The 15,581-nt window shown below is 63.2% G+C and carries 12 protein-coding genes; 1 reads left to right on the forward strand and 11 read right to left on the reverse strand.

Going from position 1 to position 15,581, the window contains the following annotated elements; genetic code table 11:
- Window positions 1–113 precede the first annotated feature (113 nt).
- The 8 genes from UB23_RS14875 to UB23_RS14910 all read right to left on the reverse strand — a co-directional run bounded on the left by UB23_RS14875 (window position 114) and on the right by UB23_RS14910 (window position 10,641).
- Window positions 114–533 carry a type II toxin-antitoxin system VapC family toxin gene (locus UB23_RS14875; RefSeq protein WP_045060073.1) on the reverse strand — a complete coding sequence of 140 codons (420 nt, stop codon included), beginning with the start codon at window positions 531–533 and terminating at the stop codon, window positions 114–116.
- Window positions 530–775, reverse strand: a complete 246-nt coding sequence (locus UB23_RS14880; protein WP_045060074.1) for a FitA-like ribbon-helix-helix domain-containing protein — start codon at window positions 773–775, stop codon at window positions 530–532. Before UB23_RS14880 ends, UB23_RS14875 begins: the two co-directional genes overlap by 4 nt.
- A gap of 103 nt (window positions 776–878) precedes the next feature.
- Window positions 879–2,252 (reverse strand): DUF1329 domain-containing protein, encoded by a 1,374-nt coding sequence (locus UB23_RS14885; RefSeq protein ID WP_045060075.1) that lies wholly within the window; start codon window positions 2,250–2,252, stop codon window positions 879–881.
- 149 nt (window positions 2,253–2,401) lie between these two features.
- Window positions 2,402–4,357: a DUF1302 domain-containing protein gene (locus tag UB23_RS14890; protein ID WP_045060076.1), complete on the reverse strand. Its 1,956-nt coding sequence runs from the start codon at window positions 4,355–4,357 to the stop codon at window positions 2,402–2,404.
- Window positions 4,358–4,417: 60 nt separating this feature from the next.
- Window positions 4,418–5,707 carry a phospholipase gene (locus tag UB23_RS14895; protein ID WP_045060077.1) on the reverse strand — a complete coding sequence of 430 codons (1,290 nt, stop codon included), beginning with the start codon at window positions 5,705–5,707 and terminating at the stop codon, window positions 4,418–4,420.
- Between the two features lie 117 nt (window positions 5,708–5,824).
- On the reverse strand, window positions 5,825–7,390 hold the full coding sequence (locus UB23_RS14900; protein ID WP_045060098.1) for an FGGY-family carbohydrate kinase: 1,566 nt from the start codon (window positions 7,388–7,390) through the stop codon (window positions 5,825–5,827).
- Between the two features lie 66 nt (window positions 7,391–7,456).
- Window positions 7,457–9,040, reverse strand: coding sequence for a glycerol-3-phosphate dehydrogenase/oxidase (locus UB23_RS14905; RefSeq protein WP_045060078.1), 1,584 nt, complete (start codon window positions 9,038–9,040; stop codon window positions 7,457–7,459).
- A gap of 5 nt (window positions 9,041–9,045) precedes the next feature.
- On the reverse strand, window positions 9,046–10,641 hold the full coding sequence (locus tag UB23_RS14910) for an FAD-binding oxidoreductase (protein WP_045060079.1): 1,596 nt from the start codon (window positions 10,639–10,641) through the stop codon (window positions 9,046–9,048).
- Window positions 10,642–10,851: 210 nt separating this feature from the next.
- On the opposite strand from UB23_RS14910, the gene gliR reads away from it, so the two are divergent.
- On the forward strand, window positions 10,852–11,880 hold the full coding sequence (gene gliR, locus UB23_RS14915; protein ID WP_045060080.1) for an AraC family transcriptional regulator GliR: 1,029 nt from the start codon (window positions 10,852–10,854) through the stop codon (window positions 11,878–11,880).
- 128 nt (window positions 11,881–12,008) lie between these two features.
- On the opposite strand, the gene UB23_RS14920 is transcribed toward gliR, so the two are convergent.
- The 3 genes from UB23_RS14920 to UB23_RS14930 form a co-directional block, all read right to left on the reverse strand.
- Window positions 12,009–13,454, reverse strand: coding sequence for a SulP family inorganic anion transporter (locus UB23_RS14920; RefSeq protein ID WP_045060081.1), 1,446 nt, complete (start codon window positions 13,452–13,454; stop codon window positions 12,009–12,011).
- Window positions 13,455–13,603: 149 nt separating this feature from the next.
- Window positions 13,604–14,497, reverse strand: coding sequence for an NAD-dependent epimerase/dehydratase family protein (locus tag UB23_RS14925; RefSeq protein ID WP_045060082.1), 894 nt, complete (start codon window positions 14,495–14,497; stop codon window positions 13,604–13,606).
- Window positions 14,498–14,600: 103 nt separating this feature from the next.
- A complete protein-coding gene (locus UB23_RS14930) occupies window positions 14,601–15,512 on the reverse strand; it encodes a LysR family transcriptional regulator (protein WP_045060083.1) in 912 nt (303 codons plus the stop codon).
- Between the last annotated feature and the right edge of the window lie 69 nt (window positions 15,513–15,581).

Genomic DNA, 15,581 nt, shown 5'->3' on the forward strand with positions numbered 1-15,581 from the left:
CCGCTCCCACAAGGTTTACGTCGTTCACGAGTTCATCGAACGACACATATCCCTGTGGGAACGGAGTTGTGCCAGGCGGCGTTGCGAAGAAATGGTCTGACGGCCTGTGAAGTTCAAGCATCCCACGGGTTGATCACTTCAACTGCGGAAAACTCGAAGTCCCGCACGTTTCGCGTGGCAATCGCCGCCCCATGGCTTCGGCAAATGGCGGCGATTTGCGCATCAGCCATCGAAACCGTTCGACCACTTGCCTCTGCGCCTGCTACCAGCGCCGCATACGCCACCGCAGCGTGAGCATCAAACGGCAGAATGCGTCCGGCGAAATCCTCTTCGAACATCGCCATCGCATGGGATTCCAGTTTCTGTTTGCGCTTACCGACCGGAAGTCGAGCGATGCCGTGCAGAATTTCCGCGACAGTGATCGCGCTGATAGCGAGCTCCATCGCCGGCTGCGAATCGACCCAATCCAGAACCTTTGAATCAGGTTCGACGCGCATAAACTCTGAAAGAACATTTGTGTCGAGCAAGATCATTCAGAAAAGTCCACCGCAGTCGCTTTTTCATGCCGTGATGGAAGGTTTAGCTCTACTCCAGCGTCACCGGAAAATCGCTGGTGAATACGACTCCCCAAGCCACCAGCACGCTGCACGGGTGACAACGCCCGCCCCAGGATCAGACGAGCCTCCTCTTCCATGGAATGACCATGATGAGCTGCAGCAATGCGCAGTTGCTCCTTTATCTGATCGTCAAGGTTTCGAATTGTGATGCTCGCCATGACGCACTCCTGCAATCAATGAAATCATTGATTGCAGCGTAGCACGTTTTATTTGCAGGGCGTGCCAGTCAGCCCGGTAACCCGTGCAGGCTTGGCGCCTACCTCACCGCGTCCCACGCTGGCGCAACGCCGATGGCATGAAATAGGCGTCTTCGGGGATCGGCTGGGAGAAGTCCACGGTCTGCGGTTCTTCGTTATCCAGGTTCTGCACGTAGTAACGGCGCGCCTGCAGGTCGTGGAACACGTCCAGGGCGCTCCAGGTGGTGGGCAGGTCGTAGAAGTTCTTCAGGTAGCCCATCGACACCCGCCACAACTCCCCTCGCCCGTCGTACTGATCCACCAGCGCGGCGCCCCAGCTGTCTTCATCGAGGAACAGCACTCGTTTGGAATAGATGTGCCGCGAGCCGGGTTTGAGCGTGCCTTCCACGACCCACACCCGGTGCAGTTCGTAGCGGGTGTATTGCGGGTTGAGGTGGCCGGGGGTGAGCAGGTCTGAGTACTTCACCTGGGGGCTGCCTACCTTGTAGCTGTTGTAGGGAATGTAGACCTCCTGCTTGCCCTTGAGCTTCCAGTCGTAGCGGTCCGGGGAGCCATTGAACAGGTCGGTGTCGTCGGCTGTGCGCAGGCCGTCCGACGAGGCGATCGGCGTGTCGTAAGCCAGGTTCGGTGCCCGCCGCACGCGGCGCTGGCCGGCGTCGTAGATCCAGGCCTGGCGTGGGTCCTTGAGCTGGTCCAGGGTCTCGTGGATCAGCGCCGCACCACCGGCCAGCCGGGCCGGGCTTTTGACGAAGGCCAGGTAGTAGAACAGGATGTTTTTCAGGTCGGCGAACTGGCCGCCCGGGCGGTAGTAGTTGAACAGCCCTTCCTGTTGCGAGGTCACCAGGGCGAAGCTGCCATTACGCTGCACCGGCGCTTCGGAGGCGCGTCGGACTACGTAGATCCCGCGATAGCGGGTGATGTGGTTCCACAACGCTTCTACGCCATCCTTGGGCACCGGGAAGGGTACGCCGCCATAGGCATCGGCAAAGCCGGTACCGCCATCGAGCAGCTTCGCGCTGGTGGCGTTCTTGAACGTGTTGTCGTACAGCCACTGCGGCGCCGAGCCCGAGCGACGACTGGTGTACACCGGCATCTGGAAGGTGTCGGGGTAGCTGTTGAACAGTGCGATCTGACCTGCACTGAGGTGCGCCTTGTACTGGTCAAGGTTGGCCTTGGTGATGGTGAACAGTGGCTTGTCTGTTGCGTACGGGTCGGGGTGATGCTGGCCCGGTTTGTAGCCCGCGGGCGGCTGGGTGATGCCGCCGTCCCAGGCCGGAATGGTGCCGGCAGCGTTGCCGGCACGCTCGGCGCCCAGAGGGGTCAGTGTGGTCTTGAGTTGCTGCGCTTGCTGGGGCGTGATGGCTGCCAGCGCGCTGCCGGCAGCCAGGCTCAGAAACACGGCCAGCGTAGTGTTGATCAGTCGTGACGTATGCAACATGGACATTCTCCAAAATAGAAATCCTGTGGGAGCAAGGCTTGCCCGCGATCAACGATGACGCCGTTGACCCGGTCGCCTGCATCGCGAGCAAGCTTTGCTCCTACAGAGGCGCGCTCCCACCATTGAGTGCGCTTACCTGAACCGGGCCATCACAGGAAGTACTTGAGGTTGAACCCAACGTTGTCGCGGTCGCGGATACCGTTGTTCTGGCCTCCGCCGTAGAACTCGGTGTACTGCAACTCGGCCTCGAACCTGTTCTGGTAGTTGGCCTTGATGCCCAGGGTGTAGGCCTTGCGCCCTTCGATGGTGTTGCCCGCCTGGTAGCTGTTGCCCTTGAAATCATCCTTGTAGACGACATAGGGCGAGACGTTGACCCCGGCATACACATCGTTCCAGGTGCCGTTGACCATGGCGGTGTAGCTGTAGGAGTTGCGGTTGACCTGGTCGCCGCGATCGCCGCCGGACACGTAGGAATAGTTGCCGGTGCCGGCGTAATAACGGGTGCTGCCGTCGTAGGCGGTGTATTGCAGGTTGCTGCCACGCAAGTGCTCGGACGCCAGTTCGAATACGCCGAACATCGAGTCGAACGACAGGCTCGGGCCGAAGTTGTAGATCGTCCCCAGGGAGGTGTTGAACGCTTCGACCCGCTCGCCGTTGTTGATCTGGCTGTCGAGCTGGACCATCTGCCCGCCGATATTGATCGTCTGCCCGGCAGCCGCCGCAGCAGCGCCGTTGGCCAGGTCGCCGATCAGGTCGTTGGTTGCGGCGACGCCGATCGGCAGGTTCGGCCGATAAGCCACTTCACCGAATACCGACGCCTGGCCCAGGGTGGTGTTGAAGCTGAAGCCATACATGCGAATGTCTTCGGCATAGCGCCGATGTGCCTGGATATTACCCAGGACGTCGGCGGTCGCCAGGCCGTTGGCCAGTTGCCCGGCCTGGCTGCCGGCAACCCCGGCGAGCAGATTGGTCAAGGCGTCCATGTCGATGCCCTGGTAACCACCAAGGTTGGCGGAAATGGTCGGCTCCTTGGCGTGATAGTTGACCATGTACAGCCCGAACTCGGTGCTGTTGAGCTGCTCGGCAATGTAGCGCAAGGCGAAGCCAAACTGCCCGTCGTTGCGGGCGTTGTAGTCCTTGCCCACCGACGCCACCTTCAGCGTATTGCCGAACGCCGGGGTCACGCCGTTGGCGTACAGGCCGGTGCTACCCAGCGCCTGGTTGAGCAACGGGTTATTGCCCAGCGCGCTGTACAGGTCGATTACATTGCCGAAACCTGGCACCGGTGTATCCAGCGCAGTGCCGGTAAAATTGTTGTAGGCGGTGTTGCCGCCATCGGCGAACAGGTCGGTCTGGGCGTAGAAGGTGCCGACCGGATCGATGCGGGTTTCCTTCCAGTTGGTCTGGTAGAAACTCTCCATGGTCAGGGTGTCGGTCAGGCCGATGTTGAAGCTGAGCGCCTCGACCGGAATCAGCACTTCCTTGACCTCGGCACCGGGCAAACGGTACTTGGCAGCGTCCACCGGGTTGGTGGTGTTGATCCCGCCCCGATAGAAAATGCCCTCGCCCCAGTTGAACACCTGGCGCCCAAGGCGGCCCGTCACCGGCATCGATGCCACGTCCCAGTTGCCATACACGTAGGCGTCGAGCATCTCCACCCGGTTGCCGGCAATATCGCGGGTCTGGTCGGTGAAGTGGTCGTCCTGGGGATAACTCTGGCTCGGCTGCGAGGGACTGTTGTTGCGGTAGTAATCGTTGCGCTTGTCCATCAGCTGGGTGTCATAGAACGCGGTGCCGCGCACGAACAACCCGTAGTTCTGGTAGTTGGCCTCAAGCTCGGAAGTGATCTTGTACACCTCGGAAACCAGCCCGGTATCGAAGTTGCGGTTGCCGTCGTTGGTATTGACGTCATCGTTGGTTTTGTCCCGTCCCTGCACCCGCCACATGCGGCCATAAGACAAGGTGCTGTCAAACGAGCCGGTGACCTGCTGGTCGAGCACACTGAATTCCACGGCCTGTACCGCGTCCACCGCGCACAGTTGCAGCAGCCCTGCCAGGCCTGCTCCGGTGATGCCGGCGCCAGACAGTTGTAAGCGCATCCTCATGGTCAGTTTCTCCTTCCCTGATTTTATTGTTGGGGTGTGCGGGCAACTTTGCCGCGATGGTCAGGGCGCCAACCCCGCCCTGACATAAATCCGGCTGTGCGCGCCGAAATGCCCCAGCAACTGCAACAGCTGCCGGTTGAGTTGCGGGTGGTCGTAGTCTTCGCGCGAGACCTGATTGCTGGCGCTGAAGTCCGTGGTGGCCGGGGCAGTCGCCAGCCATTGTTCGATGGCCTCATCAAAGGCTGCGGACTCGGCGACGGCCTGGGCACTGACCACTTCACGCAGGTAGTCCACCGAGTACGGCGGGTAATCGGCGTCTTCAGCGAGCCTGGCGTATGCCGCGATCATCGGGTGCGGTTCTCCGGCTTTCAGTAGCCGCCGCAGCCAGGCGGCTTGATACTTCTCGACCTCCATGTGCCGGGTCGCGACGCGCTGGATGGCGGCGTGTTTGTCGCTGTCGAAACCCGCCAGGGCCTTGCCTTCCATGAGCAGAAGACTCGCCAGCCCGGCGCCGGGCAGTGGCTTGGCGTGATAGGGCTGGGTCAGGTCCTGTATGTGGTGCAGGCCCCAGCCAAGGAAGCGGTAACCCCAATACGAATGCCCCGTCGCGAAGGCCAGGCGCGCCAGCCCCATGTATTGGTAAGCGCGCCAGTGCGGCCAACTGCGCTGCAGAAAACCGGCAGCGGCGTACACCACTGGGCTCTCATGGAAGAAGCCCATGTGGAAGGGAGCCTGGGAGCTGTATTGAAAACGTGAGTCGCCAAAAGGCTGCGGGCCGAAGCCGTAGCGCCCGCCGACCTCGCCAGGGTTGTCGCTGAACAGATTGATGTCGTGGCCATAATCCGGCTCGTCGGCGGCGCTGGCCAGCACCGCCAGGGGCGGCAGTTTTTCGCCGGTCAGCACGTGGATAAAGCGCTGGCGATTCCAGGGCGAGAGGGTCTGCTCAACCATCACCTGGTTGGCCTTCAAGTATTCGCGTTCGGGCAGGTCGCGTCCCGGCAGTGGCTGGATGACCATCGCCAGATGAATCTGCGGGTTGATGCGCAACGCGGTAAGGAAGGCGTGTTGCAGATTGTCCCCGGGTTCGGCGGGTAGTTTCAGGTCGTCGGGACGTGGCGGGTATTGGGCGAAATGCTGGCGGGCAAACTGCTCCTGCTCATCGAGCAATTGGGCCACTGCCGGGTACTGCTGGGCGAGGAACTGCTCCAGGGGCTCGACTTCCACCTGGGGCGCTTCGCGCAGGGCGGGCAACGCTTGCAATGCCAGGTAGCTGCCCACTGTGTGATTGGACCAGCCCCAGGCTGACGGGGCCGTGACACACAACACCAGCAGGATAAATGGCAGCTTCATTGCTCGGATTTCTTATTGGATGTGCAGTAGGGATGAGCCTAACAACCACACCTGGCCGTGACACTGTCCGATCCGGCCGAAAAAGTTCTCCGATAGCGCCATGGGTTGCTCAACGCATCAAGCCGGGTAACCCGTGATCTCGCGAATGCTTTGGTACAACGGTTTCAACTGACGATACATGCGCAGGTACACCTCCTTGTACAGGCGCTCGTAGGTCTGATGCGCCTCGGCCTGGGGCATGAATACCGCGCCGACCCGGGTCATCGCCGCCGTTGCCGTGGCAAAGTCCGCGTGCAGTCCCAGCCCGACGGCGCAGCAAATGGCCGCGCCCAGACCAGAGGCCTCGTACACATGCGGCCGCTCGGCAGGCAGGCCGAAAATGTCCGCCGTCAGCTGCATCGCCGCATCGCTCTGGGAACCTCCTCCGGCGATGCGCAAGCGCTTGATGGAGACCTTCGAGCGCTTCTCGATACTCTCCATGCCCTGGCGCAAGGCGTAAGCCAGGCCTTCGAGGATCGCCCGATAGATGTGCGCGCGGGTGTGCACGTCGCCGAAGCCGATCATCGCGCCTTTGGCTTCGACTCCCGGCTCGCGAATGCCGGGTGACCAGTAGGGTTGCAGCATCAACCCCATGGACCCCGCAGGCACGGCATTGACCAGGGCGTCGAACAGTTGCTCCGGCTCCACCCCCTGCTCCCTGGCCTGTTGCATTTCCCGCAGGCCGAACTCGTTCTTGAACCAGCTGACCATCCAGTAACCGCGGTAGATCATCACCTCGCAGTTGTAGTGGTCCGGAACGGCCGCCGGATAAGGCGGGATCAGCGGGACAATTTCCAGGTAGCGCGAACGGGTGCTGGTGATGGTCGCCGTGGTGCCATAGGACAGGCACACCGTGCTGGAATCGACCACCCCGGCGCCCACCACCTCGCAAGCCTTGTCGGCACCGGCGGCAATCAGCGGCAGCCCTTCGGGAATGCCGGTGTGGCGGCTGGCAGTGGCGCTGATGTAGCCCAGGGTTTCGCCGGGCTTGAGCAGGCTGGGCAGTTGCTCGGGACGCACCGCCAGGGCCTGCCATTTCCAGTCGGAGGGCGCCGCCCAGCGCAGGCGCTTGAAGTCGAAGGGCAGATAACCGACGCAGCCGCCAACCGAATCGACAAAGCGCCCGCACAGGCGATGGGTGAGAAATCCTGAGAGCAGCAAAAACTTGTCGGTCGCCGCCCACACTTCAGGCTGATGACGAGCGACCCAGTTGGCTTCGGCCTGGGCGCGAAAATAGTCCACGGTGGCCTGCGCACCCACCAGTTTGAACAGCCAGCCCCAAGGCCCCTTGATGCCGCCTTCGACCTCGGTCTGGCGCTGGTCGAGCCAGAGGATCGCCGGGCGCAGCGGGTTGCCCTGGGCGTCGACGTTGATCAGGGTGCCGCGCTGGGTGGTCAGGGAAACGCCGGCAATCTGTGCTCGATCAATCCCGGTCTGCGCCCACAGCAACTGGCAGGCTTCACCCAGTTTGGCCCAGTAATAATCCGGGTCCTGCTCGGCCCAGCCAGGCTGGGTGGAGTAGTAGGCTTGCAGCTCGACCTTGCCTTTGCCCAGCAGATTGCCCTGAAGATCGAACAGCAACGCCCGCACGCTTTGGGTTCCATTGTCGATGGCCAGCAGGTAACGCTTGTTCGGGTTGTCCATGGAGCTCTCTTCAATGGGCATGAGGGCCTGCATATCTGCGGTTTTTTACGGTTCGTGGCGGCCGCTTCATGGCAAGCCGTGCTGCCGCTGCCACAACGCCCGGTACAGCTGCTCCTCCTGCTGCCAACGGGCATCATCCCAGCCCAGCCGGGGCTGGCACAGTTGGCGAATGGCGGGCAAAAACGCCTCGCCGCCGGCGCGCAGCAACAGCCCCAGGCGGGTGCGGCGCAACAGCAGGTCATCCAGGTGCAGGACCATTTCAGTGTCGCAGGCCAGCGCCAGTTCCGCCCACAAGGTATCAGTGGCGCCGACGGTGTCATGGCCCAACTCTTCGAGCAATTGCGCCAGTCGCGGCAGGGCTCGACCGTGACGCCCGGCCAACCGCCGCCACTGGTAGCTGCTGAGCCCCGGGATCACCAGAGGTGGCACGGCGGCAAACACTGGCGCGCCGTCATCGTTCAACGTACGCCCGAGCATCGGCGCACAGGCCTTGAGCACTTCAATGGCCTGCGGGCGGAATGTGGTCAGCTTGCCCCCCGCCAGCGTCACACAACCGGGCTCTTGCCACAGCACATGCTCGCGGGTTTCGTTTGACGGTTTACCCTGCTGCTGGCCAGCAGCGCTGCCCACCACCGGGCGCACGCCGGACCAGGTCGACAGCACATCGCCAGCCACCACCGCGGCCTGGGGGAACTGCTGGGCGCAGGCTGCCAGCAGGTAGTCGAGCTCCTCGGTGCTGATGCTGGCGCTCAGGTCCAGGTCGTCGTGATGATCCAGGTCCGTGGTGCCCACGACGGTGGCGCCTTCCCACGGAAAAACAAACACCGGGCGGCGGTCGCCGTGATGCAGAAAAGTGAAGGCCTGGGCCACCGGCAAACGCCACCCTGGCAGCAACAGATGACTGCCACGCAACGGTCGCAATTGACGGGGATGTTCAGGCGGTCGCAGACGTTCAGCCCAGGCACCGGTCGCCACCGCCAACACGCCACAGCGCAGTTGCAGCCCTGCCCCGCCTTCGCAGTCCTCGACCTGCACCCCGCACACCCGCCCGCCTTCGCGCAGCAATCGGACGACTCGCAGGCCATTGAGCACGACCGCGCCGTCAGCACGTGCCTCGGCCAATACACGCATCACCAGGCGGGCGTCGTCGGTCAGCGCATCGACAAAACCGGAGCCGCCCAGCAAATCGTCTTCCTTCACTCCCGGTGCCATGTACCGCAGCTGCTGCGCGTCATGAAAACGGTGATTGCGCCTCCCGGCCAACGCGTCATACACGGCCAACAAACCACCCATGACGCGGGGGCCAGGAAAGCCGCCGCGGTAATGCGGCATCATGAAACTCATGGGCTCCACCAACCCTGGAGCTTCATCCAGCAGGCGCTGGCGCTCGCGCACTGAGTCGCGAGTCAGGCGCCACTGGCCCTTGGCGATGTAACGCAAGCCGCCATGGACCATTTTCGAAGAACGACTGGAGGTGCCCCAGGCGAAGTCGCGCTGTTCCAACAACAGGCAGCGCCAGCCACGGCGCGCGGCCTCACGCACGATACCGGCACCGCTGATACCGCCACCGATGACGATCAGGTCCCAGGCCTCATCCGCCAGGGTCGGCAGCGCGGCCTCTCGCCACGCGCCATTCCAGTCCGGGTTCATCGGCGTCACTCCTGCAGCAACGTGCCAGGGTTAAGCCGCCCGGCCGGATCGAAATGCCGACTCAACGCCTGCAAGGTGTCCATCGCCAGCGCCCCCTTCTCCCGCAGCAGATACGCCGCGTGGTCCTTGCCCACGCCATGCTGGTGACTGATGGTGCCGCCGTTGTCGACGATGGTTTGACTGGCGGCGTGCTTGAGCGCCTGCCAGCGTGCCAGGGTCGCCGGGTAATCCGCCGCCGGACGAAAGACGTAGGTGGTGTAGATGCTCGAACCTTCGCCATACACATGGGACAGGTGGGTGAACACGTGCACCTGCTCACCCTGGGCCGCAAGTGCAGCACGCAGGCTTTGCTCGATGCGCTCGAGCAGGTTGTCGACATTGCTCCAGTCGGTAGCGGTTTCCAGGGTGTCGACCACATAACCGGCATTCCACAGGTTTTCCCGCAGGTAGGGAAAACGGAAGCGGTTCTGCGCCCATTTCTTGCCGAGCAAGGTACCGGTGAAGACTCCACCGAAGGCCTTCAAATGCTGGCGAGCCTGGCTGAGCGACAGCGCGTTCTGCCGGCGGTTGCCGGTGACGCCGAACGTCAACATGCATTTGCCGACGCCGGCTCCGCGCAGGGCGAGGTATTTTTCCAGCCAGGCAATCTGCTGCGGGTGACCGGCCAAGGCGAGCTGGGTTTCGGTTTCCAGGGCATTGGACAGGCGCAGCATCGACAACGGCACCCGCGCCTGGGCCAACTGCCGGATCGCCTGCAGCGCCTGTGACCAGTCGGGCAGGAATACACCGTAGAAACGCTCATCGGCCGGCAGCGCACTGACCCGCACCTTGACCTGGGAAATGATGCCGAAGCGCCCCTCACAGCCGAGCACCACTTCGCGCAAATCGGGACCGGCGGCCGAGGCCGGAAAGGTGGCGATTTCCAAGGGGCCGGCAAAGGTTTCCAGCGTGCCGCCGGCGAACAACTGCTCGATTCGCCCGTAGCGCAGCGACTGCTGGCCGCTGGAGCGGCTGGCGACCCAACCGCCCAGGGTCGACAACTCCCACGACTGCGGAAAATGCCCCAGGGTGTAACCACGGGCGCGTAGCTGACTCTCCACCTGCGGGCCGCTGGCACCGGGGCCGAAGGTGGCCAGCAGGCTTTGCTCGTCCAGGTCCAGCAAGCGATTCATGCGGGCCAGGGACACCGTCACCACTGGCCGCACCGAGTCTGGTGGGTTGATGTGCCCGGCCACCGAAGTGCCGCCGCCGTAGGGAATCAGGCAAAGGTCCTGGGTCTGGGCAAGCGCCAGCAACTGGCGGATCTGCCCGGCGCTGTCGGGAAAGGCCACGGCGTCGGGGTAGAGGCCGGGTGCCCCTTCGCGCAGCGCCAGCCAGTCTGGCAGGCTCTGGCCCCGGGCATGCAGCAGGCGATCATGCGGCTCGATACTGTACAGACCATGCGCCGCCAGCCGCGAAGCCGGTACCCTGGCCAGCGCCTCTTCGAGCGTTGCATCGGGCAATACACGACCGACACCCAGCCGCTCGGCGAGAAATCCCGCGCCCTGGGCCGGTAATTCGACCACCGTGGTTGCCTCTCCCCAGCCGTTCCAGCGTCGCATGCGTGTGTCCTTTTGCGGTTCTTATAAGTGATGTTTCAGACACCCATACTAGCCAGCCCACCGAAAGTGTCACGGTCGCATCCGGCCACTTCGAGTAGCCAATTGAGTCAAACACCGCGCCAGGACTGGCCATTTACTTTAGCGGTAGTTTCACACTACCTTTCAGGGTATTCATCCGCACATGCGGGCCTTGATCAAAGGAACACGATCATGCAATCGCTGGGCTTCACTTCTGTTCCGCCACTGCTCAAATACCTGCGTTATGCCGAACAACTGGGTATCGCCACCGAGCCGGCGCTGGCGGCGGCCGGATTACAGGCGCAACAGTTGAGCGACAACAGCCTGCGGTTGCCGGGCGAGGTCCATGAGCGGTTGCTCGACTACTTCTGCGACCACTCGGCAGACCCGCTGTTCGGCCTCAACTCGGCGCGTTTCGTGCTGCCCAATTCCTGGAGTGTGTTGGGTTACATCACCATGAACTGCGCGACCCTGGGCGATGCCATGAGCCGCATCATGCCGTTCGAAAAACTGGTCGGTGATATGGGCGTCAGCCGCGCCGAGGTGCAGGACGCGCAGGTGCACCTGATCTGGACCTGCCGTCACCAACGCCCGCGCATTCGCCGGCACCTGGTGGAAAATGTCCTCGGCTCCTGGCTGCAGTACGCGCGCTGGATTGCCGACACCAAGCTGGCGCCGGCCGCAGTGTGGTTTGAGCACGTGCAGCCGGACGAAACCACGCTGGCGCACTACGAGGCGTTTTTCGACTGCCCGGTGCTGTTTGAGCAGTCCTACTCGGCGCTGATCGTGCCGCTGCCCTACCTGCAGCTGCCCTTGCGCCAGGCCGATGCGCAACTGCTGCGCACCCTGGAAGAGCATGCGCTGGGGTTGATGGCGACCCTGGAGGATGCGTCGCTGCAGGAGCGGGTCAAGGGCATTCTGCGCCAGCTGCTCAAGGAGGGGTTGCCGCGCAAGGAACAAGTAGCCGAACAGTTCGCCATGTCGGTGCGCACCCTGCAACGCCAGCTGCATCAGGCGGGTACTTCGTATCAACAGATCCTCGATGACCTGCGCCAGGAGCTGGCGGAGCATTACCTGCTCAACAGCACCCTGCCGATTCAGGATATCGCGCAGTACCTGGGGTTTACCGAGTCCCGGTCGTTTCATCGCTCGTTCAAGAGCCGGCGGGGAATGCCGCCAGGGGAGTTTCGCCAGGTTCATCGAAGTGCGGAGCCAAGCTGACGCGAACCTGTGGGAGCCCGGCTTGCCGGCGATGGCGCTGGTGAATGTCAGGCCGTCATCGCTGGCAAGCCAGGCTCCCACAGGGGATCGGGTGTCTGCGGGATTGGCGACTGGCGCAAGTGACCCAGTCAGTCGTGAGTCACCCGGGCGCGCTTGAGCAGTTTTTTGCAGCGTTCGGACAGGTGCAGCACCCGCAGGTGTTTACCGGCCTTGGCGTAGCGCTCGCGCAGGGTCATGAGCGCGGCAATGGCCGAGTAGTCGACGAAGCTCAGGTGGCGGCAGTCGATGGTCACCAGGTCGGGGTCGCTGGCGGGATCGAACTGGTTGAGAAACGGCGTGGACGAGGCGAAGAACAGCGTGCCGTGCAGGTGATACAGCTTGCTGCCATCGGGCTCGATATGCGTATCGGCATACAGCTCGCGCGCCTGTTGCCAGGCGAAGTTGAGCGCCGCAATGACGATCCCGCAGAGCACGGCCGTTGCCAGGTCGGTGAACACCGTGATCACGGTGACCGCGACAATGACCAGCACGTCGTTAAGCGGCACCTTGTTGAGCACTCGCAGCGACGCCCAGGCGAAGGTCTGCTGTGACACCACGAACATCACCCCAACCAGCGCCGCCAGCGGGATGCGCTCGATCAGCGGCGACAGGAACAGCACGAACAGCAGGATCAGCACCCCGGCCACCACGCCGGACAGTCGACCATGGCCGCCGGAGCTGAGGTTGATCAAGGTCTGACCGATCATCGCGCAGCCACCCATGCCGCCGAACGCCCCGGAGACCATGTTGGCCGCACCCAGTGCCACACACTCGCGATCCGGATAGCCACGGCTCTCGGTGATTTCGTCGGTGAGGTTGAGGGTCAGCAGGGTTTCCAGCAGGCCGACCAGCGCCATCAGGATCGCGTAGGGGGCGACGATGCGCAGGGTCTCCAGGTTCCACGGGATGTCGGGCAGGGCAAAAGTCGGCAGGCCACCGGCGATGTGCGCCATGTCGCCGAGGGTGCGGGTCGGCAGGCCCAGCAGGAACACCGCCAGGCCCACGCCGAGAATCGCGACCAGCGCTGGCGGCACGGTACGGGTCAGGCGTGGCAGCAGGTAGACGATGGCCATGGTGACGGCCACCAGACCGAGCATGATGTACAGCGGCGCACCACTGAGCCAGGCGTCACCGGTCTTGAAGTGTTCGAGTTGTGCCAGGGCGATGATGATCGCCAGGCCGTTGACGAAACCGAGCATCACCGGGTGCGGCACCATGCGTACAAGCTTGCCCAGCTTGAGCAGCCCGAACGCCAGCATGATCAGCCCGCCCAATAGCACGGTGGCCAGCAGGTACTGCACGCCGTGCTGCACCACCAGTGCGACGATCACCACCGCCATCGAGCCCGCAGCTCCCGAGACCATGCCTGGGCGACCGCCAAACAGCGCGGTGAGGGTGCAGATGATGAACGCACCGTAGAGCCCCATCAGCGGGTTGAGATGGGCGACCAGGGCAAAGGCGATGCATTCAGGGAGCAGGGCGAACGAGGTGGTGAGTCCGGCCAGGACATCGGCGCGCAGACGTTGTGTTTTCATGGGGTACCCAAAATTACGGGCCGCTGGGGCGTGGCCGGGAAAGAGGGTGAGGATGTTACGGAATCGGGGGAGATCAGGCTACTTTGGGGAACTCGGAAACGCCATCGCGGGCAAGCCCGCGATGAACGATGACTCGGTCTAGCGCAAACTCACACCATCTCGTCACGAATCCAGTCAACCACCGAAGTCCGCTGCGGTGCCCAGCCCAGCAGTTGCCGCGCATGCTGGCCGCGCACCCGGCTGTTGGAGCCCAGGCCATAGTTGGCCATCTCATAGCCCCACTCGGCTTCGGCATCCTTCAGCGGCCAGTCCTGCGGCTCACCCAGCTTCAAGGCTGCCGCCATGGCCGTGGTCATGTCGATGAACGAGGCCTCGCCACTTTCGACGAAGTAGAAAGTACCGGGCACGTTGCGGGTCAGCGCCAGCAGGTACAGGGCAACCACATCCTCGATATGCACGTTGGACCAGATGTTCCGGCCGCTGCCAACATGGCGCACCACCCCGCTCTTGCGGGCCTGTTTGAGCAAGCGTGGCAATTGCACGCTGTCGCGCTTGACGCCCAGGCTGTGGCCGTAAATCAGTGTGTTGCAGATCACGGCCGAGTTCACGCCGTCCTGCGCCGCTGCCAGGATCAGGTCATCGATGGCAACCCGGGCGGCCTTGTCCACCGTCGGCTCCGGCAGGTTGTCTTCGAAGTAGATCACGTCGCTGGCCTTGCCGCCGGACGCATCGCCGACGATGCTCGACCCGCTGGTGTGCAAAAACACCTTGTTGGAACCGCGCAGTGCGTCAAGCAAGGCCTCCACCGCGCCGCGGTGGTCGCTGCTGGCGGCGTTGATCACGGCGTCGGCAGCCCGGGCCTGGGCGGCAAGCATGGCGCTGTCGTCCAGCGTACCGATGACCGGGGAGATGCCCAGGGCGCTCAGCTCGTTGGCCTGCTCTGCGCTGCGAACCAGGCCGGTGACCTGGTGGCCAGCCCGGACCAGACCCGTGGCGATCGAACCGCCGATGAAACCTGCAGCGCCGGTGACGAATACGTTCATGGAGAAACTCCCTGCGTGAATAAGTGATGGGTCCAGTATTGAGCACCCCGCCCTCGGGAAACAGGCCGCAGCGCCCAAATCACTTTTGCGCTGGAGTCACGAATCAGCCGTTGAACTGCGCGTTGGCATACGCTGCCAGTTTGCCCTGGATGAAGTCGAGGAAGCATTGAATGCGCAGGGCAAGCTGCGAGTTGCGGTAGTACACCGCATTGATCGGCTGGCGATAACCGCTGTTTGAATCCTCCAGCAGCACCTGCAGGCGACCGGCGCGGATGTCCTCGATGGTCATGAAGTGCGACAGGCAGGCGATGCCCTGCCCCTCCAGCGCCAGATGGCGAATCGTCTCGCCACTGGAGGCGCTGATGCTGGCCTGGATCGGCCAGCGGTCGCCGTGTTCATAGCGCAAAGGCCACTGGTTGAGGCCCTCGTTCTGGGTGAAACCGAGCAAGCTGTGGGCGCTCAGGTCCGCCACGGCCGTGGGCGTCCCGTGCCGCTCCAGATACGCCGGGCTGGCGACGATGTGCAACGGGCTGCACCCCAGGGAACGCGCGTGCAGGGTCGAGTCGGCGAGGGTACCAATGCGGATGGCGATGTCAGTGCTTTGTTCGAGCAGGTCGATGAGCAGGTCGTTGCTGTTGAGCTCCAGCTGGATGTCCGGGTAGAGCCGGCGGAACTCGTCGATATACGGCACGATGGCGTGCAGCATGAAAGGCGCTGCCGCGTTGATCCGCAGGCGCCCGGACGGCGTCTGCTGGCGGGAGCTCAGGCGCTCTTCGAGTTGATCCATCTGGTCGAGGATCAGCTTGGCCTGCTCGAAGAAATACTTGCCCTCTTCTGTCAGGTCCATGCGCCGGGTGGTGCGGTTGATCAACGTGGTCTCGAGCTTGGCCTCCAGCCGCGACAACGTGCGACTGACCGCCGAAGGCGTTTGCCCCACCTGCTCGGCCGCAGCGGAGATCGATCCGCATTCAATCACGCAGACGAAAATCTGCAGTTCATCGGATCTGGCTTTCAAGGGTGTCCTCTTTTCACAATCGCCGTGGCATCTGTCGCCAGGAACACAGCCTGCGACGCTCGCAGTCCA

Source organism: Pseudomonas sp. ES3-33, assembly GCF_000952175.1.
GTDB classification, from domain to species: Bacteria; Pseudomonadota; Gammaproteobacteria; order Pseudomonadales; family Pseudomonadaceae; genus Aquipseudomonas; species Aquipseudomonas gregormendelii.